The following is a 26390-nucleotide window of genomic DNA, read 5'->3' as shown; positions in this document are numbered from 1 at the left end:
CTCCGTAATATCCAGCCCCGCAACGGCGCTAAGCGCCCGTAGCTCAGCTGGATAGAGCGCTGCCCTCCGGAGGCAGAGGTCTCAGGTTCGAATCCTGTCGGGCGCACCATTCACCCGGTGCTGGAGCTGCGGTGGTCTGTTAAGTAGGCAGAACCGCGTGAAAGAGTAAAGAATCAAGTAGTGGTGGCTATAGCTCAGTTGGTAGAGCCCTGGATTGTGATTCCAGTTGTCGTGGGTTCGAATCCCATTAGCCACCCCATTATTTAAAGAGTTGTGAATTGCGAAGGTGGCGGAATTGGTAGACGCGCTAGCTTCAGGTGTTAGTGTCCTTAGGATGTGGGGGTTCGAGTCCCCCCCCTCGCACCACGACTTTTAATGAATTGAACTAAAAATTCAAAAAAGCAGTATATCGGCGAGTAGCGCAGCTTGGTAGCGCAACTGGTTTGGGACCAGTGGGTCGGAGGTTCGAATCCTCTCTCGCCGACCAATTTTGAACCCCGCTTCGGCGGGGTTTTTTGTTTTCTGCTTTTCCTGCCCCTGTTGTTTATTGCCGACAGCGATATCCTGGCCTGTCGTGAATAAGTGACATATAACCTATTGAAATGAATCAATATATCGCTTTATCCGTCAGCCTGTCTCTTCCTGGAGACACTTTGGCCTGATTATTGGCCCATTCTGCCGCCCGTTTCCTGACTGACAGGGATAATTTCCTTTTATCTTAAAAAGTTGAGATACATACAACTTCGTAATGCAACATTGGCACATTGCATGCAATAATATGCGTGTAGATGCTCATTCCACCTCTTATGTTCGCCTTAGTGCCTCATAAACTCCGGAATGACGCAGAGCCATTTACGGTGCTTATCGTCCACTGACAGATGTCGCTTCGGCCTCATCAAACACCCTGGACACAACGTTGAGTGAAGCACCACAAGTTGTCAAACAGACCTGTTTAACGCCTGCTTTTTAGCAGGCGTTTTTTTATGCCTTATCTGCAGTAGCGCGTCAGGATCCCCACCACCATGAGCAGGGCACAGCCCGAAACGCCATACAGCGCCTGTAGCGGCCCCAGCACGTCAGCAACCAGTGCCGTGAGGCCGGTAAAGAGTGATGCGCTGGCGGTTTGCCATCGCCAGGCCCTGCCGCTGGCCGAGGAGATCAGGTTAGCCTGAAAGCTGCTTAACAGGCTAAAAGTACCCACCGCAAAAACGACGTTCGAAGCGAGATGGGCGACAAAAACGACCCCCAGCGCTTGCATCCCCGATAGCAGCGGGATCGTCCCGTAGGCAAGTAAAAAGAGGCCGAGGCAGGTTAGCAGGAGGCGGTTTTGCCCGGCGTAGCGGGGCAGGCTCTCTCTTTTCAGCAGCAGCGGGCCGCACAGCTGTCCCATGCTGCGGGCAAAAAGCAGAGGCAGGGCCAGCCCGGCAGCATCATTCGGCTCGATCTGCTGCGCCAGTGCAGGCAGCAGCGCCATAGCGGGTGAACCCACGGCGGCGAGGGCAGGAAGCAGCAACAGGCTGCGTTTTTGCTGCGCTCCCAGTGCCTGCCAGCGCATCGCCACCGGTCTTTCGGTTTCTGCTGCCTGCTCAGGCGCCAGAGAAGGCAACGCGCTGCCAGTGAGGCGCAGCAACAGCAAGGAGCCCGCAAAGGTGAGCGCGTCGATCCCCAGCAGTGCCAGCGCGGGCAGATGATGAAACAGCACCATACCCAGCCCGGTGCCCAGTAGCACCTGCGAAGCAAAAATCATCGTCTCCAGGCAGGTCGCCGCAGGCAGCTCGGCTTCGGACAATCCTCGCCGGAACAGCAGGGCCAGCGCGGGCCAGCTCATGCCCGTCAGAAAGGCCTCGGTGGACTGCACCGCCAGCAGCGCTACCATGCTGTGAAACTGAATGCCCAGCAGGGGAAACAGCAGGGCGAGCAGACCCAGCCACTCTGTCAGGAGCAGCAGGCCGATGGGTGAAAAACGCATACAGAACTTCTCCCCGACGAGGCTGCCCAGAAATCCCGGTAGCAGGGCAAACAGATATGCCAGGGTCAGTAAAGAGGCGGGAGCCTGCCACTCCAGCAGCAGACCAAAGACCATCACCTGGGTTAAGCCATTTCCCACAGAGGTAAACAGAAAAGCGCAGGCCAGCAGGCGCAGCCAGCGATGACAGCGCAGCGCGTGAAAAAGCGCATACAAAAGCGTGTTCATGAAACGATCCTTTCAAAAACGATTTAATCCACGCCGTAAAAGGCGTGTACAGAAAAAATGTTCAATGAAAGGAGATCGTTACATTGGCGGAGTGGGTCTCTGAAGAAGATGCTAAGAATGTAGCAAATAAAAAAGGAGGCCGTCAGGCCTCCTGTGCAATTATTGCTGCGGGGGATTGTTCTGTAATGTCAGCAGCAGACCGTCGCGGCGCATTTCGGCAGCCTCTTCCGGCAGATGCAGTTTATCCAGCGTATCCGCCAGCCAGGCATAATCGAACGCATCCGGGCGCTGTTTTAACGCGGCGCGGAAGGCGAGGCTGGCCTCTTTCCATTCGCCATGTCTGGCCAGTGACTGACCCAGAGTGCTCCACAGCAGAGGGCGATCGCCCACGGTTTTGATCTGCTGGCGCAGCATTTTCTCGATCTGCTCCGGATTATTGGTTTTCAGGCGTGGGATCACCATCACCAGACGATCGTCGTACTGGCGTTTCAGGCCATCAAGGATGATGCTCTGGGCGGTATCGTGATCGTCACACTCAATCAGGTGTTCCGCCATCGCCACCTGCAGGGTCACCTGCTGGCGCGTTTTGCGGCTCTGATTTTTCCACCAGGCCTTCAGGCCATCGCTACCCTGATCGGCTCGCGCCTGGTCCATTAGCCCGATCCATGCCTGACGTTGCAGGCTGTCGCGCTGCTCTTCATCGCCGACGTCGGCTTTCGCCATCGACGGGATGATGTCCAGCAGCGAGCCCCACGCGCCGGTGCGGATATAGGCCTGCTCAGCCAGACGCAGCACCTCCGGATGACGCGGCGCGATCTCCAGCAGGCGATCGACGCCGTGACGGGCGGCATGGTTTTCGTTACGCGCCAGCTGCAGGCGCACACGGGTGATCTCAACCGGGATCGGATCGTTTTCAGCCAGCTCGGCGGCACGCTCCAGATGCTGATTGGCACGTGCTTCGTCGCCGCGCTGCTGTGCGGCTTCCGCCGCCAGCAGATAGTTGACCACCGGCTGTTCAGCATGATCGGCATTCTTCGACATCAGCTTCTCAACCTGCTGATAGTCCCCTTCAGCCAGTTTCAGCAGGGCCTGTTCGGTCTGCTTACGGGCACGGCGGCGCTTGCGTCCGACAAACCAGCTGCGGGTATGGGCCCCGGTACGGAAGATGCGGCGCAGGATCCACTCGATCGCCAGAAACGCCACCATCACCAGGATCAAAATGATCACCAGCCCGGTGACGCTGGTTTCGATATTGTAGTTATCGGTCTGGATCAGCACGTAGCCCTGATGACCCGCCAGCATAGGACCCAGCACGATCCCGGCGAGCAGCAGTGCGAAGAGTAATAAAACTTTTAACATAATTACTCTCCTTGCGGTGCGCTGTCAGGGGCGGGAGCTGGAGCTGGGGCAGGAGACTGCTCCGCCGCTTCGCCCGGCTGTGCCAGCAGGTTACGCACGCGCGTCTGCATCAGCTTCTCCAGAATCGGCTGGCTCTCCAGCTTATCCGGAACGTTCATGGTGATGTTCTGTTGGCTCAGCTTGTCCACCTCTTCGAGGAAAGCGGTAGTGGTGGCATCGTCGGTATCGTAGTAAGCGCGTACCCAGGTGGAGACATTATCCAGCGCCTGCTTGTAGGTCTCTTCCTGATGGCGAGGCACAGCCTGCGCGGCCACCAGCAGACGTGAACGCAGGTTCTCGCGCAGGTAGACGTCCTGATTCGGCGCGAGCAGCGGCACGGCGGTCTCATCGCGGCGGCGAACGGTGATAAAGCTGTCCATAAAGTTCTGCCAGCTTTTTTGCAGGTTGATGCGCCACTCGCTCAATGAGCTGGAGAGTTCGCTGCTGTCGGAATCCATCGGGGAGTCGTCGTCGTTATTATCTGCCAGACGCAGGTTATCGATCTGGTTCGACAGCTGATTCACTTTCAGGATGATGCCGTCATAATCCACCTGCGATACGGTCGACAGGCTGGCGATATCCGCAGTGAGTGCCCGGCGGGCAGTGATCAGGCTTGGGTCGTTCATGTCGCCCAGGCTGGCATCGGCGCTTTTCAGCAGCGCGGCAGCGGTGGTGACATCCTGATCGCTCCACAGCTTGCGCCCGGCCAGTTTGACCAGGAAATCAGCCTGCGCCAGCAGCCAGGTTTTGGCATCGGTACCGGAAATAGCCGCCACTTTTTGCTGCATTTCATCCAGCTGTTTGGTCAGCTCGTCCTGCTTACGGGTGGCGGCGGCCAGCTGATCGGCCTGCTGTTTGATCACCCCATCCAGCTCGGCTTTTTGCGACTGCTGCGCCTGTTGCATGGCGGTGATTTGCGTCACCAGTTCGTCGTTCGTGGCAACCTGATTGGTCGCTTGTTTTTTCACCAGTCCATACAGACCGACGCCAGCGGCCAGCGCAATGGCGATGGCAATCGCGCTTAACGCCAGACTGGTTTTATTGCTGCCATGCTTTTTCTCTGTCGTTTCTGGCTGTGGCGTGGTGTCCACAGTCTCCCTGGTCTCTTCAACCACGGCGGAGGATTTTTCTTGTTCCGTCATTATGGCTTCCCATTATGAGAGTTATTGTAATGCGCGCAGCAGCGCATCGTTGTCGGCGTTATCAGCGATCCGAATATCTTGCCAGCCCAGTTCCCGGGCGAGGTTCGCCAGACGCTCACTGACGACCAGAAGCCGACAGCGGAGTAACCAGTTTTCACGATACCATTGTGGGATCAGCGACCAGAGGTGTTGCAACATTTCGCCGCTGGTCACCACAAGGGTAGTGACGCCGCGCGACTGCCAGCGCATCGCCTCTTCTGCACCGTCATAGTATTTATTACAACGTTGATAACATTCGCAAAATGTCACTTCTGCTCCGCGCTCGCGCAGCGTGTCGCCCAGCAGTTCCCGCCCACCGTTGCCGCGTAAAATCAGAATGCGCTTTCCCACAACGGTTTGTAATTCAGGTAATTGTAGCAACACTTCGCTGGTTTCCCGATCCAGCGGATAGCGAATCTCTTTGCCACTTTCGGTATGCAGCGCCAGGGCGGTGGTTCTGCCGATAGCGAAATAGCGTGGCGCATCCGGCCAGCGCTGGCCTTCCTGCTGCAGCCGGGCGTGGGCAAATGCCACGGCATGTTGCGACAGGGCAAACAGCATGTCATCGGCCCGCAGCGCGGCAAGATGGCCCGCGAGCAGGGGAAGTTCCCGGCCCGGGGAAAACTCAATCAGCGGAAAGCTCCACGCCACCTGCCCCAGTGCGCGCAGACGGCTCACTAACTGATCTCCTGCGGGAGAAGGGCGGGTGACGAGAATACTCATGCCGGGGGTTCTCCATTATAGACATCCGCGAGAATTTCACGGGCGCCGTTATCCAGTAGCTCTTCCGCCAGCGAAATACCCAGCTGTTCGGCGTCCTGCGGTTTGCCGCGACGTTCGCCGCGTACCATCTGCGAACCGTCCGGCGCGCCAACCAGCGCGCGCAGCCACAGTTCGCCATCTGTTAATTCAGCATAGCTGCCAATCGGCACCTGACATCCCCCTTCCAGGCGGGTATTCATGGCGCGCTCCGCCTGCACGCGGATTGCGGTCTCGTCGTGATTGAGCGGTGCCAGCAGCGCATGGGTACGGGTATCGTCGAGCCGGCACTCAATGCCCACCGCGCCCTGGCCCACGGCCGGCAGCGACTGTTCCGGGGAGAGCGCCGCCTTGATACGCGACTCCAGGCCCAGGCGTTTCAGGCCAGCTACCGCCAGAATAATGGCGTCATATTCACCATTATCCAGCTTGCTCAGGCGGGTGCCGACGTTACCGCGCAGGGAGCGGATGATGAGATCCGGGCGATACTCGGCCAGCTGGCACTGGCGGCGTAAACTTGACGTGCCAACGATGCTCCCTTGTGGCAGAGCATCCAGGGAGTCGTAGTGATTCGAGACAAAGGCATCGCGTGGATCTTCCCGCTCGCAAATGGTGACCAGACCCAGCCCCTCAGGGAAATCAACCGGGACGTCCTTCATGGAGTGAACCGCGATATCGGCGCGACCTTCAAGCAGTGCCAGTTCAAGCTCTTTTACGAACAGACCCTTCCCGCCCACTTTCGCCAGCGGTGTATCAAGGATGACATCGCCGCGCGTCACCATCGGCACCAGCTCTACACGCAAACCTGCATGGCAGGCCTCAAGGCGCTGCTTAACATAATGTGCCTGCCAGAGCGCAAGGGGGCTTTGGCGTGTGGCAATTCTTAAAACATTGTCTAACATGCTTGTTACCGTCTTAATCGTCTGCTGACCATCCTAACATTGTTGTCTCAGGACTGTCAGGTTTACGGACGTAGAAGGGGTTCAGGACAGGGCAGCGATTCAGGTTGCCTGCTGCCGTATTCAGGAATTTACACGTTCAGAACGGTGCTACACTTGTATGTAGCGCATCTTTCTTTACGGTCAAACGGCAAGGTGTTAAATTGATCACGTTTTAGACCATTTTTTCGTCTCCATGACCATAAAGATAAGGGCGAAAAAGGGTGACGGCTACTTTCGAAATACTGTGAACGCGTAATCCTCGGTCTTGCTGAAGGTGAGCGCTTTCTGAACATCAGGCGATACGTCTTGTACCTCTATATTGAGACTCTGAAACAGCGACTGGATGCCATCAATCAACTGCGCGTCGATCGCGCGCTTGCTGCAATGGGACCTGCTTTCCAGCAGGTTTACAGTCTGCTGCCGACATTGTTGCATTATCACCATCCGCTGATGCCAGGTTACCTCGATGGTAACGTTCCCAAAGGCATCTGCCTTTTCACGCCTGATGAAACCCAACAGCACTATCTGAAAGAGCTGGAACTCTATCGCGGTATGCCGGCGCAGGAGTCGCCAAAAGGCGAACTGCCTATCACCGGCGTCTACACCATGGGCAGCACCTCTTCGGTGGGGCAAAGCTGCTCGTCGGATCTCGATATCTGGGTCTGCCATCAATCCTGGCTTGATAATGAAGAACGTCAACTGCTGCAGCGTAAATGCAGCCTGCTGGAGAGCTGGGCGGCATCGCTCGGCGTGGAAGTCAGCTTCTTCCTGATTGATGAAAACCGTTTCCGCCATAATGAAAGCGGCAGTCTGGGGGGCGAAGACTGCGGCTCGACCCAGCACATCCTGTTGCTGGATGAATTTTACCGTACCGCCGTGCGCCTGGCCGGGAAGCGTATCCTGTGGAGTATGGTGCCGTGCGACGAAGAGGAGCATTACGACGATTACGTCATGAAGCTCTATGCCCAGGGTGTCCTGACGCCAAACGAGTGGCTGGACCTGGGGGGCTTAAGCTCGCTCTCTGCGGAAGAGTACTTTGGCGCCAGCCTGTGGCAGCTCTATAAAAGTATCGATTCCCCGTACAAAGCGGTGCTGAAAACGCTGCTGCTCGAAGCCTATTCCTGGGAATACCCAACCCCGCGCCTGCTGGCGAAAGACATTAAACAGCGTCTGCATGATGGCGAGATTGTCTCTTTCGGTCTTGATGCCTACTGCATGATGCTTGAGCGCGTCACCGAATACCTGAAAGCCATCGACGATCCGACCCGTCTCGATCTGGTCCGTCGATGTTTCTATCTTAAAGTTTGTGAGAAGCTCAGCCGCGAACGCGCCTGCGTCGGCTGGCGTCGTGAAGTGGTCAGTCAGTTAGTTAAAGAGTGGGGATGGGACGAAGAGCGCCTGTCGATGCTGGATAACCGCGCCAACTGGAAGATCGATCAGGTGCGTGAAGCGCACAACGAACTGCTCGATGCAATGATGCAGAGCTACCGTAACCTGATCCGCTTTGCCCGTCGTAACAACCTCAGCGTTTCCGCCAGCCCGCAGGACATCGGGGTGCTGACCCGTAAGCTGTACGCGGCGTTTGAAGCGCTGCCGGGTAAAGTGACGCTGGTGAACCCACAGATTTCGCCGGACCTGTCTGAACCGAACCTGACCTTTATCTATGTTCCACCGGGTCGTGCTAACCGTACCGGCTGGTATCTGTATAACCGTGCGCCGAGCATGGATTCGATCATCAGCCATCAGCCGCTGGAATATAACCGTTACCTGAACAAGCTGGTGGCGTGGGCCTGGTTCAACGGCCTGTTGACCTCCCGCACGCGTCTGTTTATTAAAGGTAACGAGATTGTCGATTTAGCCAAGCTGCAGGAAATGGTCGCCGATGTGTCGCACCACTTCCCGCTGCGTCTGCCTGCGCCTACGCCGAAAGCGCTCTACAGTCCGTGCGAAATTCGCCATCTGGCGATTATCGTCAACCTGGAATATGACCCGACGGCGGCGTTCCGCAATCAGGTGGTCCATTTTGATTTCCGCAAGCTGGACGTCTTCAGCTTTGGCGAGCAGCAAAACTGCCTGGTGGGCAGCGTCGATCTGCTCTACCGCAACTCGTGGAACGAAGTGCGTACCCTGCACTTCAACGGCGAGCAGGCGATGATCGAAGCGCTGAAAACGATTCTCGGTAAAATGCACCAGGATGCCGCGCCGCCGGACAGCGTCGAGGTCTTCTGTTACAGCCAGCATCTGCGCGGCCTGATCCGTACCCGCGTACAGCAGCTGGTCTCTGAATGTATCGATCTGCGCCTCTCCAGTACCCGTCAGGAAACCGGGCGCTTTAAAGCGCTGCGCGTCTCCGGCCAGACCTGGGGCCTCTTCTTTGAACGTCTGAACGTCTCGGTGCAGAAGCTGGAAAACGCCATTGAGTTTTACGGCGCCATTTCGCACAACAAACTGCACGGTCTGTCGGTACAGGTTGAGACCAACCACGTTAAACTGCCGCAGGTGGTGGACGGCTTCGCCAGTGAAGGGATTATTCAGTTCTTCTTTGAGGAGACGGGGGAGGATGCCGGGTTCAATATCTACATCCTCGACGAAACCAACCGCGCCGAAGTGTATCACCACTGTGAAGGCAGCAAAGAGGAGCTGGTGCGCGACGTCAGCCGCTTCTACTCCTCTTCCCATGACCGCTTCACCTACGGCTCAAGTTTTATCAACTTCAACCTGCCGCAGTTCTATCAGATTGTGAAGGTGGATGGCCGTGCGCAGGTGATCCCGTTCCGCACCCAGGCGATTACCCCGGTCGTCCCTGACAGACAGGACGCCAGTACCCCGCTGTTGCAGCAGTATTTCTCCTGACGGCCATTGCCCGGTGGCGCTACGCTTACCGGGCCTACAAAGGCACGAACCCGTAGGCCGGATAAGCGAAGCGCCATCCGGCAAAACAGCCTTAGCGGAAGCTAACCTCTTCACCCGACTGCTGCGTCGCAGCCTGCTCAAGCAGATCCCAGAAGGTCTCACCGCTGCGATCGCAAATCCACTCGTCGCCTTTCAGGTCGAAGTGGTAGCCGCCCTGTTTGGTGGCGAGCCAGACCTGGTGAAGCGGCTCCTGGCGGTTAATAATGATTTTGCTGCCGTTTTCAAAGCTGATGGTCAGCACGCCGCCATTGATTTCACAATCGATGTCGCTGTCGCCATCCCAGTCATCCAGGCGTTCTTCGATGGTTTGCCACAGGTTATCGGCGAGGCGATGGAATTCACTGTCATTCATGGTTCTGTTCCTGTTTTTCGTGATGGCGGCAGTATAACGCTAAATAATTCCGGTTGCAGGTTAGCGGCAAACTCTTGCTTTTGTGCCTTCTCCTGCGATGATAGAAAACAGATTTGAACTTACAGGCAACATGATAATGAAAAACGTTTTTCGAACGCTTGCCGTTCTCCTTACGCTGTTTAGCCTGACCGGATGTGGTCTGAAAGGGCCGCTCTATTTCCCGCCAGCAGATGAAACCGCACCACCGCCGACCAAAAAAGTGGAAAGCCCAGTGCAAACCACGATGCCGGATCGTAACGATCGTGGCGACAACAACGGTCCAAGCCAGGTCAATTACTGACAAGCGCTCCTGTCCGCGCAATGGAGTAAATAATGCAGTTTTCTAAGATGCATGGCCTTGGCAATGACTTTATGGTCGTCGACGCGGTAACGCAGAATGTCTTCTTTTCCCCGGAGCTGATCCGCCGTCTGGCCGATCGGCACCTGGGGGTGGGGTTTGATCAGCTGCTGGTGGTTGAGCCGCCCTACGATCCGGATCTCGATTTTCACTATCGCATCTTTAATGCCGACGGCAGCGAAGTCTACCAGTGCGGCAACGGCGCGCGCTGTTTTGCCCGTTTTGTCCGTCTGAAGGGGCTCACCAACAAGCGCGATATTCGCGTCAGCACCGCCAACGGACGGATGGTACTGAGCGTGACCGACGACGAGCTGGTGCGGGTGAATATGGGCGAGCCGAACTTCGAACCCTCGCAGGTGCCGTTCCGCGCCAACAAAGCGGAAAAGACCTATATCATGCGCGCGGCGGAACAGACAGTCTTGTGCGGCGTGGTCTCCATGGGGAACCCGCACTGCGTGATTCAGGTTGATGACGTGGCGACGGCGCCCGTCGAAACCCTCGGCCCGGTGCTGGAGAGCCATGAGCGTTTTCCGGAACGCGCCAACATTGGATTTATGCAGGTTCTCACCCGCGAACACATCCGTCTGCGCGTTTTTGAACGTGGCGCAGGCGAGACGCAGGCGTGCGGCAGCGGTGCCTGTGCGGCCGTTGCGGTGGGGATTACGCAGGGTTTACTGGCACCAGAGGTTCGCGTGGATTTACCAGGCGGGCGTCTCGATATCGCCTGGAAAGGCCCGGGCCAGCCGCTCTATATGACCGGCCCGGCGACACAAGTTTATGACGGGTTTATCCATCTATGAAACAACCAGGAGAAGAACTGCAGGAGACGCTGACGGCAATGGACGACCGGGCGGTTGTTGATTACCTGTTGCGCCATCCTGATTTCTTTATTCGCAATGCGCGTGTCGTTGAAGAGATGCGCGTCCCGCACCCGATCCGCGGCACGGTCTCGCTGGTTGAGTGGCATATGGCGCGCGCGCGCAACCATATAAACCATCTTGAAGAGAACATCTCCCTGCTGATGGAGCAGGCGAGCAGTAATGAAGGGCTGTTCTATCGCCTCCTGCACCTGCAATCCCGGCTGGCGTCGGCCAGCAGCCTGGACGAATTTCTTCTCCGTTTGCATCGCTGGGCGCGGGATCTGGGGCTGGCGGGTGCCACGATACGCCTCTTCCCGGACCGCTGGCGCATTGGCGCACCCTCACGTTTTACCCATCTGGCCCTGTCGCGTCAGGCGTTTGAGCCGCTGCGCATTCAGCGTATGGGACAAGCGGACCACTATCTTGGACAGCTGAATGGTCCTGAACTCCTGGTGGTGCTGCCAGAGGCCAAAGCCATCGGGTCGGTAGCCATGTCGCTGATGGGACGCGACGGCGAGCTTGGTGTAATGCTGTTTACCAGCCGCGATCCGCATCATTACCAGCAGGGACAAGGCACACAACTGCTGCAGGAGATTGCGCAGATGCTGCCCGAGCTGCTGGAGCGCTGGATTGAACGCGTATGACGGACGCTCAGCTGGCACCTGCCGTTACCCGTTTTCTGCGCTATCTGGGCATTGAGCGCCAGCTCAGCCCGATCACCCTGTTGAACTATCAGCGTCAGCTTGATGCCATCATGCAGTTAGCCGATGAAATCGGCCTGACGAGCTGGCAACAATGTGATGCCGCCACGGTGCGCACGTTTGCCGTGCGCAGCCGCCGTAAAGGGTTAGGCCCGGCCAGCCTTGCGCTTCGGCTCTCGGCACTGCGCAGCTTCTTTGACTGGCTGGTCAGCCAGGGCGAACTCAGCGCCAATCCGGCCAAAGGGATCGCCGCCCCGAAGGCGCCGCGCCATCTGCCCAAAAATATCGACGTGGATGACGTTAACCGCCTGCTGGATATCGATCTCAACGATCCACTGGCGGTGCGTGACCGCGCCATGCTGGAGGTGATGTACGGCGCCGGCCTGCGTCTTTCCGAGCTGGTTAACCTGGATATCAAACATCTCGATCTGGATACCGGGGAAGTGTGGGTGATGGGCAAAGGCAGCAAAGAGCGGCGCTTGCCCATTGGCCGCAATGCCGTGGTGTGGATTGAGCACTGGCTCGATCTGCGCGGCTTGTTTGGTACCGAAGAGGAGGCGCTCTTCCTCTCGAAGCTCGGCAAGCGCATCTCGGCGCGTAACGTGCAAAAACGGTTTGCCGAGTGGGGGATTAAGCAGGGGCTGAACAGCCATGTCCATCCCCATAAACTGCGCCATTCGTTCGCCACCCACATGCTGGAGTCCAGCGGTGACCTGCGTGGCGTCCAGGAGCTGCTGGGCCACGCCAACTTGTCCACCACCCAAATCTATACCCATCTCGATTTTCAACACCTTGCCTCGGTGTACGACGCGGCGCATCCACGCGCCAAACGGGGGAAATAATGCGTTTTTATCGTCCATTAGGCCAAATCTCTGCCCTGACGTTTGACCTTGATGACACCCTTTACGACAACCGTCAGGTGATCCTGCGAACCGAGCAGGAAGCACTGGCCTTTGTACAAAACTATCATCCGGCGTTAAAAGCGCTGGAAAACAAAGAGTTTCACCGTCTTCGCCAGGCGTTACGGCAGACCGAGCCGGAAATCTATCACGATGTGACGGAATGGCGCCGTCGGGCCGTTGAGCTGGCTATGCTCAACGCGGGTCTGACCGCTGCCGAGGCCGCGCTTGGCGCAGAAGCCTCGATGGCGCACTTCGCGACATGGCGCAGCCGTATCGACGTCCCGCAGGAGACGCACGACACGCTGGCTGCGCTTGCCGAAAAGTGGCCGCTGGTGGCTATCACCAACGGCAATGCCCAGCCGGAACTGTTCGGCCTTGGCGACTACTTCCAGTTTGTGCTGCGCGCAGGCCCGCATGGGCGCTCGAAGCCCTTTAACGATATGTACCATCTGGCGGCGGAGAAGCTCGACCTGCCGCTGGGGAATATTCTTCACGTGGGCGATGACCTGACCACCGATGTTGCTGGGGCGATCCGCTGCGGCATGCAGGCCTGCTGGATCAAGCCTGAAAATGCCGATCTGATGACTACGCTGGACAGCCGTCTGCTGCCGCACCTGGAAATTTCACGGTTGGCATCCCTCACCACGCTGATATAATCACCAGTAATATTGTATAAATTACCAGGGTTTTGCGGTCGAAGGCCCGGTAAGCGAAGCGCCAGCGGGCGTTTTGCAGTCTTCCTGATTACTACGTGACGGTGCCAATGGACGTTTCTTACCTGCTCGACAGCCTCAATGACAAACAGCGTGACGCGGTTGCCGCGACGCGCACCAACATGCTGGTACTGGCTGGGGCGGGCAGTGGTAAGACACGCGTGCTGGTGCACCGTATTGCCTGGTTGCAGAGCGTGGAGAACTGTTCGCCATACTCCATTATGGCGGTGACCTTCACCAACAAAGCGGCGGCGGAGATGCGCCACCGTATCGCCCAGCTGATGGGCACCAGCCAGGGCGGCATGTGGGTGGGTACCTTCCACGGGCTGGCGCACCGCCTGCTGCGTGCGCACCACCTGGACGCTAACCTGCCGCAGGACTTTCAGATCCTCGACAGCGAAGACCAGCTGCGTCTCCTGAAGCGCCTGATCAAGGCGATGAACCTCGACGAGAAGCAGTGGCCGCCGCGTCAGGCGATGTGGTACATCAACAGCCAGAAAGACGAAGGGCTGCGTCCGCACCATATCCAGAGCTTTGGTAACCCGATAGAGCAGACCTGGCAGAAGGTCTACCAGGCCTACCAGGAAGCCTGCGATCGCGCAGGACTGGTAGATTTTGCCGAGCTGCTGTTGCGCGCTCATGAACTGTGGCTCAACAAACCGCATATTCTGCAGCACTATCGCGAACGCTTTACCAACATCCTGGTCGATGAATTCCAGGATACCAACAACATTCAGTATGCCTGGATCCGCCTGCTGGCGGGCGACTCCAGCAAAGTGATGATCGTCGGCGACGACGACCAGTCGATCTACGGCTGGCGCGGCGCGCAGGTCGAGAACATCCAGCGCTTCCTGAAGGATTTCCCGGGCGCAGAGACCATTCGCCTGGAACAGAACTACCGCTCCACCAACAACATTCTGAGCGCCGCCAACGCCCTGATTGAAAATAACAACGGGCGCCTGGGCAAAAAGCTCTGGACCGAGGGCATCGACGGCGAGCCGATCTCCCTCTACTGCGCCTTCAACGAGCTGGATGAAGCCCGCTTTGTGGTCAACCGGATCAAAACCTGGCAGGACAACGGCGGGGCGCTGGAGCAATGCGCCATCCTCTATCGCAGTAACGCCCAGTCGCGTGTGCTGGAAGAGGCGCTGCTACAGGCCAGCATGCCCTACCGCATCTACGGCGGCATGCGCTTCTTCGAACGTCAGGAGATCAAAGACGCGCTCTCCTATCTGCGTCTGATCGCCAATCGCAACGACGACGCAGCCTTCGAGCGCGTGGTCAACACGCCAACCCGCGGCATCGGCGATCGCACCCTGGATGTGGTGCGTCAGACCTCCCGGGATCGCCAGCTGACGCTGTGGCAGGCGTGTCGCGAGCTGCTGCAGGAGCGGGCGCTTGCCGGACGCGCAGCCAGCGCGCTCCAGCGCTTCCTGGAGCTGATCGAAGCTCTGGCCCAGGAAACCGCCGACATGCCGTTGCACGTTCAGACCGACCGGGTGATCAAAGACTCCGGCCTGCGCATGATGTATGAGCAGGAGAAAGGCGAGAAAGGCCAGACCCGTATCGAGAACTTAGAGGAGCTGGTGACCGCCACGCGTCAGTTCAGCTACAACGAAGAAGATGAAGACCTGATGCCGCTGCAGGCGTTCCTGTCCCATGCCGCGCTGGAAGCGGGCGAAGGGCAGGCCGACACCTGGCAGGACGCGGTGCAGCTGATGACCCTCCACTCGGCCAAAGGTCTGGAGTTCCCGCAGGTATTTATCGTCGGCATGGAAGAGGGGATGTTCCCGAGCCAGATGTCGCTGGATGAGGGCGGACGTCTGGAGGAGGAGCGTCGTCTGGCCTATGTGGGCGTGACCCGCGCGATGCAAAAGCTGACCCTGACCTATGCCGAAACCCGCCGTCTGTACGGCAAAGAGGTCTATCACCGCCCGTCACGCTTTGTCGGCGAGCTGCCGGAGGAGTGTGTGGAAGAGGTACGCCTGCGCGCAAGCATCAGCCGCCCGGTGAGCCATCAGCGTCTGGGGACGCCGGTCTCGGAAAGCGACAGCGGCTTTAAGCTGGGCCAGCGCGTTCGCCATGCCAAATTTGGCGAAGGCACCATCGTCAATCTGGAAGGCAGTGGCGAGCACAGCCGTCTGCAGGTGGCGTTCCAGGGGCAGGGCATCAAATGGCTTGTGGCCGCTTACGCCAGGCTGGAAACCGTGTAACTTTCAGAAAAATATCACTATTTTGTAACTATCTGCTAGCCTTATATGTATAAGGCTATTTATTACCCTTCAGCGTTCCGTTGCGAGTTGACGCCGCCGTGACTGCTGGCGTAACATGCGCGCACGATTACGCTAAGAGGACATTCGCCTTGGACACACCCAGTAGATACTGGCTCAATTCCCTGTCATCCAGGAACAACTCCTAAGGCTATCTCCTCACGCTGATGGCCTTAGTGGTTGTCAGCGACACTTCTTCCCGTCGCGCTGAGTCAGGCTGTTTAATGGTCTGAAACCCAAATTGTTTCTGTGTGCCCACCGAACTGTCCGATATTTTTTGCATTGGGAGTCCCGGTCATGCTGAGCGCATTTCAACTGGAAAAAAACCGACTGATTCGGCTTGAAGCTGAAGAGTCACAACCCCTCATTGATGCCGTTTGGGTGGATCTGGTCGAACCGGATGACGACGAACGCCTGCGCGTACAATCTGAGCTCGGACAAAGCCTGGCCACCCGCCCGGAACTGGAAGACATCGAAGCATCGGCCCGTTTCTTTGAAGACGAAGATGGCCTGCATATTCACTCCTTTTTCTTCTTTGAAGATGCCGAAGATCACGCCGGTAACTCCACCGTCGCATTTACCATCCGCGATGGCCGCCTGTTTACCCTGCGCGAGCGTGAACTGCCTGCGTTCCGCCTCTACCGTATGCGTGCCCGTAACCAGGCGATGGTGGACGGCAACGCCTATGAGCTGCTGCTTGACCTGTTTGAAACCAAAATCGAACAGCTGGCGGATGAGATTGAGAACATCTACAGCGATCTGGAAGAGCTGAGCCGGGTGATCATGGAAGGGCATCAGGGCGATGAGTACGATGAAGCGCTGTCAACGCTGGCAGAGCTGGAAGATATCGGCTGGAAAGTCCGTCTGTGTCTGATGGATACCCAGCGCGCGCTGAACTTCCTGGTGCGCAAGGCACGTCTGCCGGGTGGGCAGCTGGAGCAGGCGCGTGAGATCCTCCGCGATATCGAATCCCTGCTGCCGCACAACGAATCCCTGTTCCAGAAGGTGAACTTCCTGATGCAGGCGGCGATGGGCTTTATCAACATCGAGCAGAACCGCATCATCAAGATCTTCTCAGTGGTGTCGGTGGTCTTCCTGCCGCCTACCTTAGTGGCGTCCAGCTACGGGATGAACTTCGAGTTTATGCCGGAGCTGAAGTGGAGCTTTGGCTACCCGGGGGCGATTGTCTTTATGGTGCTTGCCGGGCTGGCGCCGTATCTCTACTTCAAGCGCCGTAACTGGTTGTGAGTGTTGCGCCCGGTGGCGCTACGCTTACCGGGCCTGGAAAAGCACGAACCCGTAGGCCGGATAAGCGAAGCGCCATCCGGCAAAAAAGCACTACAGCCCTCTGCGCGTCCTGCGCTGGGTATAAATCGCATCCGCCACAAACACCGCCAGCGCCACCCAGATAAACGCGAAAGTCACCATCTTATCCGCACCCGGCACTTCGCCGTAGAACAGCACCGCCAGCAGGAACATCAGCGTCGGGCCGATATACTGGAAGAAGCCCAGCGTTGACAGGCGCAAGCGCGTTGCCGCACCGGTAAAGCAGAGCAGCGGGATGGTCGTGACCACACCGGCGGCCATCAGCATCACGTTCAGCGTCCACGGGTTGCTGCCCATATGGCTGGTGCTGCTGTCGGCGATAGCAAACAGATAAATGGCGGCCACTGGCAGCAGCCACAGGGTTTCAAACAGCATCCCGGTTTGCGCTTCGACGGCGATTTTTTTACGTACCAGACCATAAAAGGCGAAGCTGAACGCCAGCCCCAGAGCGATGATCGGCAGCGAGCCAAAGGTCCACAGCTGAACCAGCACGCCACAAAAGGCGAGAAGCACCGCCAGCCACTGCATCCGACGGAAGCGCTCGCCGAGGAACAACATCCCCAGCACGATATTCACCAGCGGGTTAATGAAATAGCCGAGGCTCGCCTCCAGCATATGCTGGTTGTTCACCGCCCAGATGAACAGCAACCAGTTGCCGCCAATCAATACGGCGGAGAGCGCCAGCAGGAAAATTTTCTTAGGCATTTGCAGAAGCGTTTTCACCCCTGACCACTGACGGCTTACGCTCATCAGGGCCACCATAAAGAAAAACGACCAGATCACGCGGTGAGTGAGAATTTCATCGGCAGGAACGTAGTGAATCAGCTTGAAGTAGGCGGGCGCGATACCCCAGATAAAATAAGCGGCAAGCGCGAGTAAAACGCCCTGCCGCGTCTGTTTAGCATCCATCAGGAAAATCCGTTACAAATATGTCACGCAATTTTACCTGATTTTACCCTCTCAACCCACCATATAAGTGGCAGTTGCGCTGGCGATATAGAGCTGCTCTTCGTTATGCAGTTCCACGCGGGCGACGGCGACTTTATTGCCTGCACGCAGCAGGCTGCTGCTGGCGGTGAAGCGATTGCCGCGACCCGGACGCAGATAATCGACGCGCAGGTCGATGGTTCCCATTCGCGACAGGCGCTGGCGCAGCTCATCTTCGTTAATGGTGTCGTGGCGGGTCAGGGTGCTGCCAACGCAGACCAGACCGGCTGCAACGTCGAGGGCGGAGGCAATAACGCCGCCATGCAGAATGCTTTGAGCCCAGTTACCGACCATCATTGGCTGATTGTTAAAGCTCAGTTGGGCGAAATCTTTTTCGTAGCGCTCAAGCTCCAGCCCCAGAGCACGGTTGAACGGCATGTGGTAGACGAAAATCTCGCCGACAAGCTTCAGCGCTTCTTCGGCAGTAAGCGTGGCAGACATAACACGTCACATCCTTATTGTTAAAAGAATGTTGATTTTATGCCCCATCAAATTGAATTGCCAGATTCGGAGCACAGGTGAAGCCACTCATCATTAAATATGCTAAAAGGGATCAAAATATTTCTCATTAAAACGCTTTGCAGGAGAGCAACACCGATGCGGACATATCAGGCCGTACTCATGGCGGCGGCTGCGCTGCCTCTTTCGGCATTTGCGCAGGACGCGACAACTCAGGAGGTGCCTGCCGTGCGGGGCAGCATCATCGCTAACCTGTTGGAGGAGCACGATAATCCTTTTACGCTCTATCCTTACGACAGCAATTACCTGATCTATACCGTGACCAGCGACCTCAATAAAGAGGCGATCAAAACCTATGACTGGGCCGACGATTCGCAGAAAGATGAGGTGAAATTCCAGCTGAGTCTCGCCTTCCCGCTGTGGCGCGGGATTCTGGGGCAGAATTCCATTCTGGGCGCCTCCTATACGCAGAAGTCATGGTGGCAGTTATCTAACAGCGATGAATCGTCGCCGTTCCGTGAGACCAACTACGAGCCGCAGCTGTTCCTTGGCTTCGCCACCGACTACTCGCTGGCGGGCTGGACGCTGCGGGACGTGGAATTTGGCTACAACCATCAATCCAACGGTCGCTCCGATCCCACCTCGCGCAGCTGGAACCGTATCTATAGCCGCCTGATGGCGCAGAACGGCAACTGGCTGGTGGAGGTGAAGCCCTGGTATGTAGTGGGTAACATCGACGATAACCCGGATATCACCAAATACATGGGCTACTACCAGCTGCGGGTGGGCTATCAGCTGGGCGAAGCGGTGCTGAGTGTGAAAGGGCAGTACAACTGGAACACCGGCTATGGCGGCGCAGAGATGGGCGTCAGCTACCCGCTGACCAAACATGTTCGTCTGTATACCCAGGTCTACAGCGGCTATGGTGAATCCCTCATCGACTACAACTTCAACCAGACCCGCGTGGGTGTGGGCGTGATGCTGAACGATCTTTTCTAGCCTCCTCGAATGTTTTTCTCTTAAACGTTGAAGTTTCTCTCGCAGGCGCTGAAAATAGCGCCTGTTTTAATTTCGGGCAAATGGGGTTGATGTGGTGCAGGCGGAAGTCGTTAATCAGGAGTCGCTGGCTAAACAGGTTTTGCATGAAACCTTTGGCTATCACCAGTTCCGCCCGGGCCAGGAAACCATCATCAACACGGCCCTTGAGGGGCGTGACTGTCTGGTGGTCATGCCGACAGGCGGCGGTAAATCGCTGTGCTATCAGGTTCCCGCGCTGGTACTGAATGGCCTGACGGTGGTGGTTTCACCGCTGATCTCGCTGATGAAAGACCAGGTCGACCAGCTGCTGGCGAACGGCGTGGCGGCGGCCTGCCTCAACTCTACCCAGACCCGCGAGCAGCAGCAGGAGGTGATGGCCGGGTGCCGCACCGGGCAGGTTCGTCTGCTCTATATCGCTCCGGAGCGTCTGATGCTGGATAACTTCCTTGAGCATCTGGCGCACTGGAACCCGGTACTGCTGGCGGTAGACGAAGCGCACTGTATCTCCCAGTGGGGGCATGATTTCCGCCCGGAGTATGCCGCCCTCGGTCAGCTGCGTCAGCGCTTCCCGTCGGTGCCGTTTATGGCCCTTACCGCTACCGCCGACGACACCACCCGGCAGGATATTGTCCGTCTGCTGGGGCTCAACGATCCGCTGATCCAGGTCAGCAGCTTCGACCGCCCGAATATCCGCTATATGCTGATGGAGAAATTTAAGCCCCTCGATCAGCTCCTGCGCTACGTCCAGGAGCAGCGCGGTAAATCCGGCATTATCTATTGCAACAGCCGGGCGAAGGTTGAAGACACCGCCGCCCGTCTGCAAAGCCGCGGCTTCAGCGCCGCGGCCTATCATGCGGGGCTGGAAAACCACATCCGTGCCGACGTGCAGGAGAAATTCCAGCGCGACGATCTGCAAATTGTGGTGGCGACCGTCGCCTTCGGTATGGGTATCAACAAGCCGAACGTGCGCTTTGTGGTGCATTTCGACATTCCGCGCAATATCGAATCCTACTACCAGGAGACAGGCCGTGCCGGGCGTGACGGCCTGCCCGCCGAGGCGATGCTCTTCTACGATCCGGCGGATATGGCCTGGCTACGTCGCTGTCTGGAAGAGAAACCGCAGGGGCAGTTGCAGGATATCGAGCGTCACAAGCTCAACGCGATGGGCGCCTTTGCCGAAGCGCAAACCTGTCGCCGTCTGGTGCTGCTGAACTATTTTGGCGAGGGGCGCCAGGAGTCGTGCGGCAACTGCGATATCTGCCTCGACCCGCCGAAGCAGTACGACGGGCTGATGGACGCCCGCAAGGCGCTCTCCACCATTGGCCGCGTCAATCAGCGCTTCGGGATGGGCTACGTGGTGGAAGTGCTGCGCGGCGCCAACAATCAGCGCATCCGCGAGATGGGGCATGACAAGCTGCCGGTGTATGGCATTGGCCGCGATCAGAGCCATGAGCACTGGGTCAGCGTGATCCGCCAGCTTATCCACCTGGGCTTTGCCACCCAGAACATTGCCCAGCACTCCGCGCTGCAGCTCACCGAAGCCGCCCGTCCGGTGCTGCGCGGCGAAGTCGAATTGCAGCTCGCCTTGCCGCGCGTGGTGGCGCTGAAACCGCGTGTGATGCAGAAATCCTACGGCGGCAACTATGATCGTAAGCTGTTTGCCAAGCTGCGTAAGCTGCGCAAAGCCATCGCCGACGAAGAGAATATCCCACCTTATGTGGTGTTCAACGATGCCACGCTGATTGAGATGGCCGAGCAGATGCCGCTCAGCGCCAGCGAAATGCTCAGCGTCAACGGCGTGGGCACCCGCAAACTGGAGCGCTTCGGCAAAGAGTTTATGGCGCTTATTCGTTCTCATACCGATGGTGATGATGAGGAGTAGTCAGCCCGGCAAAAAAGTGCCAGGATGATTGCTCCCTGAACTATTTCCCCGCGAGTTAATTATGTTAACCCTGTTTCTGACCGTGGCGCTGGTGCATATTGTGGCGCTGATGAGCCCTGGCCCCGACTTTTTCTTCGTGTCCCAAACGGCGGTGAGCCGTTCGCGCAAAGAGGCGATGATGGGCGTGCTGGGCATTACGCTTGGCGTTATGGTCTGGGCTGCCCTGGCCCTGCTGGGCCTGAACCTGATCCTCGCTAAGATGGCCTGGCTGCATAACATCATTATGGTCGGCGGCGGTCTCTATCTGTGCTGGATGGGCTATCAGATGCTGCGCGGGGCGTTCAAAAAAGAGGATAACGAAGCGTCTGAGCCTAAAATGGAGCTGGCGGCCAGCGGACGCAGCTTTGTGAAAGGGCTGCTGACGAACCTCGCTAATCCAAAAGCCATTATCTATTTCGGCTCGGTATTTTCACTGTTCGTGGGTGAGGATGTCGGTGCTGGGGCGCGCTGGGGCATTTTCCTGCTGATCGTCCTGGAGACGTTTGCCTGGTTCACCGTGGTGGCAAGCCTGTTTGCGTTACCCTCCATGCGACGCGGCTACCAACGTCTGGCGAAGTGGATTGACGGCGTTGCCGGCGCGTTATTCGCCGGCTTCGGCATTCACCTGATCCTGTCGCGTTAAGCGTGCCTTGCTGATGCCAGCAGCGCACCCACCAGCATAAACAGCGAACCGAACACTTTATTCAGGGCCTTCATCTGACGAGGCCCTTTAATCCATGCCGCAATCCGCGTAGCCAGCGTCGCATAGCCAATCATCACAATGATATCGACCACAACAGTGGTCAAGCCGAGCACCACGTACTGCATGATCTGGGGCTGATGCGGCACGATGAACTGCGGAAACAGGGCGGCAAGAAAGACGATGCTCTTCGGGTTGGTCAGGTTCACAAATACCGCCCGCTTAAACAGTTTTCCCCTGCTTTGCGTCTGGGCGAGCGTGTTGAGGTCAAGGGACCCTGCGGCGCGCCACTGCTGAATACCCAGCCAGATCAGATAGGCTGCCCCGGCCCATTTCAGCACTTCGAAGGCCAGCACCGAACGGGAGAAGAGCGTGCCGAGCCCCACGCCGACCAGCACAATGTGAATAGCCAGCCCGGTTTGCAAGCCGGCAATGGACGCCGCTGCGCCGCGATAGCCGTGGTTCATGGCGGTGGTCATGGTATTGATCGCCCCTGAGCCCGGTGAAAGGCTGAGGATAATGGATGTCAGCAGGTAGGCGAACCACCACTCAAAGGTCATTTGAAACTCCCGAATCGTCTATTTTTATGCCACAATACGCTAATGTTGCGTCATTTTACGGCCTGTCACAAAAAAACGATATTCCTTGGCTTACAGGGGCGTAAACCCGATGTTTCAGCTGAATAAGGACTGGGAAACGCGAGAAAAGGCATTTGCTGCTTTCTCCATGGGACCGTTGACCGATTTCTGGCGCCAGCGCGAGGAAGATGAGTTTACGGGCGTTGGGGATATCCCGGTACGCTTCGTTCGTTTCCGTGATGAAAAAAATGACCGGGTGATTGTCGTCTGCCCCGGACGTATCGAAAGCTACATCAAATATGCCGAGCTGGCGTACGATCTGTTCCATCTGGGTTTTGATGTGTTAATTATCGACCATCGCGGGCAGGGACTTTCCGGTCGGATGTTGCCGGATACCCATCGTGGCCACGTGGAAAACTTCAGCGATTACGTCGACGATCTGGCCGCATTCTGGCAGCAGGAAGTGCAGCCCGGCCCGTGGCGCAAGCGCTATATTCTTGCGCACTCCATGGGCGGCGCCATCTCTACGCTCTTTTTGCAGCGCTACGATCACCAGTGCGATGCCATTGCGCTTACCGCGCCGATGTATGGCATTGTGATACGTTTTCCGGACTGGATGGTGCGCCATCTTCTCGACTGGGCTGAGGGCCATCAGCGCATTCGTGAAGGCTACGCCATCGGAACAGGACGCTGGCGGGCTTTGCCGTTTGCCATCAACGTCTTAACCCACAGCCAGCAGCGTTATCGCCGCAACCTGCGTTTCTATGCCGATGAGCCGCGCTTGCGCGTTGGCGGCCCCACCTGGCATTGGGTACGCGAAGGTATTCTGGCGGGTGAAGAGGTGTTGGCGGGTGCCGGTCAGGACGATACGCCCACGCTCATCCTTCAGGCTGAAGAGGAGCGGGTGGTGGATAACCGCATGCACGACCGCTTCTGTGAACGCCGGGCCGCAGCCGGTCACCCTTGCGAAGGGGGTAAACCGCTGGTCATAAACGGCGCGTACCATGAGATCCTTTTCGAAAAGGACGCCATGCGATCGGTCGCACTCCACGCCATCGTCGACTTTTTCGACAGGCATAACTGATATTCACCAGAGGTTAAATTTTTCTATGTACCAGGTTGTCGCGTCTGATTTAGATGGCACGCTGCTCTCCCCCGATCACACTTTATCGCCCTACGCGAAAGAGACCCTGAAACTCCTGACCGCCCGAGGCGTGAATTTTGTCTTCGCCACCGGTCGCCACCACGTTGATGTGGGGCAGATCCGCGATAATCTGGAGATCAAATCCTATATGATCACCTCCAACGGCGCCCGCGTGCACGATCTGGACGGTAATCTGATCTTCACCCATAACCTCGATCGCGACATCGCCACCGATCTGTTCGGGATCATGCACAACAACCCCGACATCATCACCAACGTCTATCGCGACGACGAGTGGTTTATGAACCGTCACCGCCCGGACGAGATGCGTTTCTTTAAAGAGGCGGTATTCAACTATTCGCTGTATGAGCCGGGTCTGCTGGAGCCGGAAGGCATCAGCAAGGTGTTCTTCACCACCGACAGCCACGAAGCGCTGCTGCCGCTGGAGCAGGCGATTAACGCCCGCTGGGGCGATCGGGTTAACGTTAGCTTCTCCACGCTGACCTGCCTGGAAGTGATGGCGGGCGGCGTCTCCAAGGGGCATGCCCTTGAAGCGGTAGCCAAACGCCTGGGCTTTGATCTTAAGGACTGCATCGCCTTTGGCGACGGCATGAACGACGCCGAAATGCTCTCCATGGCGGGCAAGGGCTGCATCATGGAAAACGCCCACCAGCGCCTGAAAGATCTGCACCCGGAGCTGGAAGTGATCGGCACTAACGGCGATAACGCGGTGCCAAAATATCTGCGTAAGCTGTTTCTTGAATAATCTTCATTTGGTTGTTTAACGTTCAGTTGTCAACCGCGGAGTTCGCTACAATGCCTGTCCATCTTTTCAAGAGACAAGCATTGTGGCGCTACTCATTATCACCACTATTCTGTGGGCCTTCTCCTTTAGCCTTATCGGTGAATATCTCGCCGGATATGTCGACAGCTATTTCTCGGTGCTGATGCGCGTAGGGCTGGCGGCGCTGGTGTTCCTGCCGTTCCTGCGTACGCGCGGACAAACGCTGAAAACCCTTCTGCTGTACATGCTGGTAGGCGCGATGCAGCTCGGCATCATGTACCTGTTCAGCTTCCGCGCTTACGTCTACCTGTCGGTATCGGAATTCCTGCTGTTTACCGTGCTCACGCCGCTCTATATCACGCTGATTTACGATCTGCTGAGCAAACGCCGTTTGCGCTGGGGCTACCTGCTGAGCGCGGCGCTGGCGGTGGTGGGTGCGGCGATCATTCGCTACGACAAAGTGAGCGACCACTTCTGGACCGGGCTGATGTTTGTCCAGCTCGCCAACATCAGCTTTGCCATCGGCATGGTGGGGTATAAGCGTTTGATGGAAACCCGTCCGATGCCGCAGCACAACGCCTTTGCCTGGTTTTATATGGGGGCGGCGATTGTGGCGGTCGCGGCGTGGTTTATGCTGGGGAACCCACAAAAACTGCCGACCACGACGGTGCAGTGGAGCGTGCTGGTCTGGCTGGGGGTGGTGGCATCCGGGCTGGGTTACTTCATGTGGAACTATGGCGCCACGCAGGTTGATGCCGGAACGCTCGGGATTATGAACAACGTTCACGTCCCGGCAGGCCTGCTGGTGAACCTCGCCATCTGGCAGGAACAACCGCACTGGCCGAGCTTCATTATTGGGGGGACGGTGATCCTGGCTTCACTGTGGGTGCATCGCCGTTGGGTCGCTCCGCGCTCCGGACAAACGGCAGATGATCGCAAGCGTGATTCCGCGCTGAGCGAATAAAGGCCTCGGTAACCGGTTGACGCTGCTCGCCATCGCGTACGGCGGCGTACAACCGGCTCCACAATCCCTCGCCCAAGGTTCTGGTCACTACCAGGCCCTGGCGTTCAAAGCTCTCCACCACCCAGTGTGGTAACGCGGCAATACCCATGCGGGCCGCCACCATCTGAATTAACAGCAGAGTATTGTCCACGCTTTTCAGCTGCGGGCTGATACTCGCCGGCTGCAGGAAGTGACGCCAGATATCCAGACGACTGCGCTGGACCGGGTAGATCAGCAGCGTTTCGGTCGCCAGATCTTCCGGCGTAATGCGCGTTCTGGCAGCCAGCGGATGATCCGGGGCCAGCACCAGCCGTACTTCAAAATCAAACATCGGCGAATAGTGCAGGCCACTGCGCGGCAGAATATCCGAGGTCATGACCAGATCCAGCTCGCCCTGCTGGAGTGACGGTTGCGGGTCAAAGGTCACGCCGGATTTAAAGTCCATCTCCACCTGCGGCCATCTCTGGCGGAAGTTCTCAAGCGCGGGTGTCAGCCACTGGATACAGCTGTGGCACTCAATGGCGATGCGCAGCCGGGTTTGCTGGGGCTCATGGCAGGCCTGCAACGCGCTGGCGATCTGCGGCAACACCTGATTCGCCAGCTGCAGCAGGATCTCACCCTGCGGCGTGAAGCGTAGCGGCTGACTCTTACGCACAAACAGACGAAAGCCAAGGCGCTGTTCCAGATCGCTGAACTGGTGGGAAAGGGCGGATTGCGTCTGGTGCAGCGCCGCCGCCGCCGCCGCAAGAGAGCCGCAGTTCCGCAACGCCTGGAGCGTTTTCAGGTGTTTTATCTCGATCATGAATGTCCTTCACTTCGCCATGAACAATTTGCGCTTGAGGAATATACAGTACCTACACATTATGGAA

General features: G+C 57.6%; 25 protein-coding genes and 4 tRNA genes. 19 read left to right on the top strand and 10 right to left on the bottom strand.

Features of this window, described 5'->3' with window-relative positions:
* Window positions 1-32 precede the first annotated feature (32 nt).
* The 4 genes from C2U54_RS03800 to C2U54_RS03785 all read left to right on the top strand — a co-directional run bounded on the left by C2U54_RS03800 (window position 33) and on the right by C2U54_RS03785 (window position 487).
* Window positions 33-109 (top strand) — tRNA-Arg (locus tag C2U54_RS03800).
* Window positions 110-183: 74 nt separating this feature from the next.
* A tRNA-His gene (locus C2U54_RS03795) sits at window positions 184-259 on the top strand.
* Between the two features lie 21 nt (window positions 260-280).
* Window positions 281-366, top strand: a tRNA-Leu gene (locus C2U54_RS03790).
* Between the two features lie 44 nt (window positions 367-410).
* Window positions 411-487: transfer RNA gene (locus C2U54_RS03785), tRNA-Pro, on the top strand.
* A gap of 501 nt (window positions 488-988) precedes the next feature.
* On the opposite strand, the gene C2U54_RS03780 is transcribed toward C2U54_RS03785, so the two are convergent.
* From C2U54_RS03780 to hemC, 5 genes are all read right to left on the bottom strand, one after another.
* Complete coding sequence (locus C2U54_RS03780; protein ID WP_103177454.1) at window positions 989-2194, bottom strand: MFS transporter; 1206 nt, start codon at window positions 2192-2194, stop codon at window positions 989-991.
* Between the two features lie 159 nt (window positions 2195-2353).
* A complete protein-coding gene (gene hemY, locus C2U54_RS03775; protein WP_103177453.1) occupies window positions 2354-3553 on the bottom strand; it encodes a protoheme IX biogenesis protein HemY in 1200 nt (399 codons plus the stop codon).
* Window positions 3554-3555: 2 nt separating this feature from the next.
* On the bottom strand, window positions 3556-4734 hold the full coding sequence (gene hemX / locus C2U54_RS03770; protein WP_103177452.1) for a uroporphyrinogen-III C-methyltransferase: 1179 nt from the start codon (window positions 4732-4734) through the stop codon (window positions 3556-3558).
* 21 nt (window positions 4735-4755) lie between these two features.
* Window positions 4756-5496 carry a uroporphyrinogen-III synthase gene (gene hemD / locus C2U54_RS03765; protein WP_103177451.1) on the bottom strand — a complete coding sequence of 247 codons (741 nt, stop codon included), beginning with the start codon at window positions 5494-5496 and terminating at the stop codon, window positions 4756-4758.
* On the bottom strand, window positions 5493-6434 hold the full coding sequence (gene hemC / locus C2U54_RS03760) for a hydroxymethylbilane synthase (RefSeq protein WP_103177450.1): 942 nt from the start codon (window positions 6432-6434) through the stop codon (window positions 5493-5495). Before hemC ends, hemD begins: the two co-directional genes overlap by 4 nt.
* A gap of 345 nt (window positions 6435-6779) precedes the next feature.
* Here hemC and cyaA point away from each other — a divergent pair, with 345 nt between their 5' ends.
* Window positions 6780-9326 carry a class I adenylate cyclase gene (gene cyaA, locus C2U54_RS03750; RefSeq protein ID WP_103177448.1) on the top strand — a complete coding sequence of 849 codons (2547 nt, stop codon included), beginning with the start codon at window positions 6780-6782 and terminating at the stop codon, window positions 9324-9326.
* 91 nt (window positions 9327-9417) lie between these two features.
* Here the strand turns inward: cyaA and cyaY are convergent, their stop codons facing one another.
* Window positions 9418-9738, bottom strand: coding sequence for an iron donor protein CyaY (gene cyaY, locus C2U54_RS03745; RefSeq protein WP_103177447.1), 321 nt, complete (start codon window positions 9736-9738; stop codon window positions 9418-9420).
* Between the two features lie 136 nt (window positions 9739-9874).
* Here cyaY and lptM point away from each other — a divergent pair, with 136 nt between their 5' ends.
* From lptM to corA, 8 genes are all read left to right on the top strand, one after another.
* On the top strand, window positions 9875-10078 hold the full coding sequence (gene lptM / locus C2U54_RS03740) for an LPS translocon maturation chaperone LptM (protein WP_103177446.1): 204 nt from the start codon (window positions 9875-9877) through the stop codon (window positions 10076-10078).
* Between the two features lie 32 nt (window positions 10079-10110).
* Entirely contained in the window at window positions 10111-10935 is an 825-nt protein-coding gene (dapF, locus tag C2U54_RS03735; RefSeq protein WP_103177445.1) for a diaminopimelate epimerase, read from the top strand.
* Window positions 10932-11639: a DUF484 domain-containing protein gene (locus tag C2U54_RS03730; RefSeq protein ID WP_103177444.1), complete on the top strand. Its 708-nt coding sequence runs from the start codon at window positions 10932-10934 to the stop codon at window positions 11637-11639. The genes dapF and C2U54_RS03730 overlap by 4 nt, the downstream gene beginning before the upstream one ends.
* Complete coding sequence (xerC, locus tag C2U54_RS03725) at window positions 11636-12538, top strand: tyrosine recombinase XerC (protein ID WP_103177443.1); 903 nt, start codon at window positions 11636-11638, stop codon at window positions 12536-12538. The genes C2U54_RS03730 and xerC overlap by 4 nt, the downstream gene beginning before the upstream one ends.
* Entirely contained in the window at window positions 12538-13254 is a 717-nt protein-coding gene (gene yigB / locus C2U54_RS03720) for a 5-amino-6-(5-phospho-D-ribitylamino)uracil phosphatase YigB (protein ID WP_103177442.1), read from the top strand. The genes xerC and yigB overlap by 1 nt, the downstream gene beginning before the upstream one ends.
* Window positions 13255-13361: 107 nt before the next feature.
* Window positions 13362-15524: a DNA helicase II gene (gene uvrD / locus C2U54_RS03715; protein WP_103177441.1), complete on the top strand. Its 2163-nt coding sequence runs from the start codon at window positions 13362-13364 to the stop codon at window positions 15522-15524.
* A gap of 149 nt (window positions 15525-15673) precedes the next feature.
* Window positions 15674-15730: a YsgD/CorL family protein gene (gene ysgD, locus C2U54_RS27680; RefSeq protein WP_212743980.1), complete on the top strand. Its 57-nt coding sequence runs from the start codon at window positions 15674-15676 to the stop codon at window positions 15728-15730.
* 148 nt (window positions 15731-15878) lie between these two features.
* A complete protein-coding gene (gene corA / locus C2U54_RS03710; protein ID WP_039031208.1) occupies window positions 15879-16829 on the top strand; it encodes a magnesium/cobalt transporter CorA in 951 nt (316 codons plus the stop codon).
* Between the two features lie 90 nt (window positions 16830-16919).
* Here corA and rarD read toward each other — a convergent pair whose 3' ends face one another.
* Both rarD and yigI read right to left on the bottom strand, forming a co-directional pair.
* Window positions 16920-17816, bottom strand: coding sequence for an EamA family transporter RarD (gene rarD / locus C2U54_RS03705; protein ID WP_103177440.1), 897 nt, complete (start codon window positions 17814-17816; stop codon window positions 16920-16922).
* A 51-nt stretch (window positions 17817-17867) separates the two neighbouring features.
* Window positions 17868-18335, bottom strand: coding sequence for an acyl-CoA thioesterase YigI (yigI, locus tag C2U54_RS03700; RefSeq protein ID WP_103177439.1), 468 nt, complete (start codon window positions 18333-18335; stop codon window positions 17868-17870).
* 156 nt (window positions 18336-18491) lie between these two features.
* Between yigI and pldA the strand changes: the two genes are divergently transcribed.
* The 3 genes from pldA (at window position 18492) to rhtC (ending at window position 21955) form a co-directional block, all read left to right on the top strand.
* Window positions 18492-19352, top strand: a complete 861-nt coding sequence (gene pldA, locus C2U54_RS03695) for a phospholipase A (RefSeq protein ID WP_103177438.1) — start codon at window positions 18492-18494, stop codon at window positions 19350-19352.
* Window positions 19353-19443: 91 nt separating this feature from the next.
* Window positions 19444-21273 (top strand): ATP-dependent DNA helicase RecQ, encoded by a 1830-nt coding sequence (recQ, locus tag C2U54_RS03690; RefSeq protein ID WP_103177437.1) that lies wholly within the window; start codon window positions 19444-19446, stop codon window positions 21271-21273.
* A gap of 61 nt (window positions 21274-21334) precedes the next feature.
* Window positions 21335-21955, top strand: coding sequence for a threonine export protein RhtC (gene rhtC / locus C2U54_RS03685; protein WP_103177436.1), 621 nt, complete (start codon window positions 21335-21337; stop codon window positions 21953-21955).
* On the opposite strand, the gene rhtB is transcribed toward rhtC, so the two are convergent.
* Window positions 21952-22572, bottom strand: coding sequence for a homoserine/homoserine lactone efflux protein (gene rhtB, locus C2U54_RS03680; RefSeq protein WP_103177435.1), 621 nt, complete (start codon window positions 22570-22572; stop codon window positions 21952-21954). The genes rhtC and rhtB overlap by 4 nt on opposite strands.
* Before the next feature lie 109 nt (window positions 22573-22681).
* Here rhtB and pldB point away from each other — a divergent pair, with 109 nt between their 5' ends.
* The 3 genes from pldB to C2U54_RS03665 all read left to right on the top strand — a co-directional run bounded on the left by pldB (window position 22682) and on the right by C2U54_RS03665 (window position 25482).
* Complete coding sequence (pldB, locus tag C2U54_RS03675; protein ID WP_103177434.1) at window positions 22682-23674, top strand: lysophospholipase L2; 993 nt, start codon at window positions 22682-22684, stop codon at window positions 23672-23674.
* A 25-nt stretch (window positions 23675-23699) separates the two neighbouring features.
* Window positions 23700-24500, top strand: coding sequence for a sugar/pyridoxal phosphate phosphatase YigL (gene yigL, locus C2U54_RS03670; protein ID WP_103177433.1), 801 nt, complete (start codon window positions 23700-23702; stop codon window positions 24498-24500).
* An 82-nt stretch (window positions 24501-24582) separates the two neighbouring features.
* Window positions 24583-25482, top strand: a complete 900-nt coding sequence (locus tag C2U54_RS03665) for a carboxylate/amino acid/amine transporter (RefSeq protein ID WP_103177432.1) — start codon at window positions 24583-24585, stop codon at window positions 25480-25482.
* Here C2U54_RS03665 and metR read toward each other — a convergent pair.
* Window positions 25370-26323, bottom strand: coding sequence for an HTH-type transcriptional regulator MetR (metR, locus tag C2U54_RS03660; RefSeq protein ID WP_103177431.1), 954 nt, complete (start codon window positions 26321-26323; stop codon window positions 25370-25372). The genes C2U54_RS03665 and metR overlap by 113 nt on opposite strands.
* Window positions 26324-26390: the final 67 nt, after the last annotated feature.

Source organism: Leclercia sp. LSNIH1 (assembly GCF_002902985.1).
Taxonomy (GTDB): domain Bacteria; phylum Pseudomonadota; class Gammaproteobacteria; order Enterobacterales; family Enterobacteriaceae; genus Enterobacter.
This window is presented reverse-complemented; position numbering and strand designations above follow the sequence as displayed.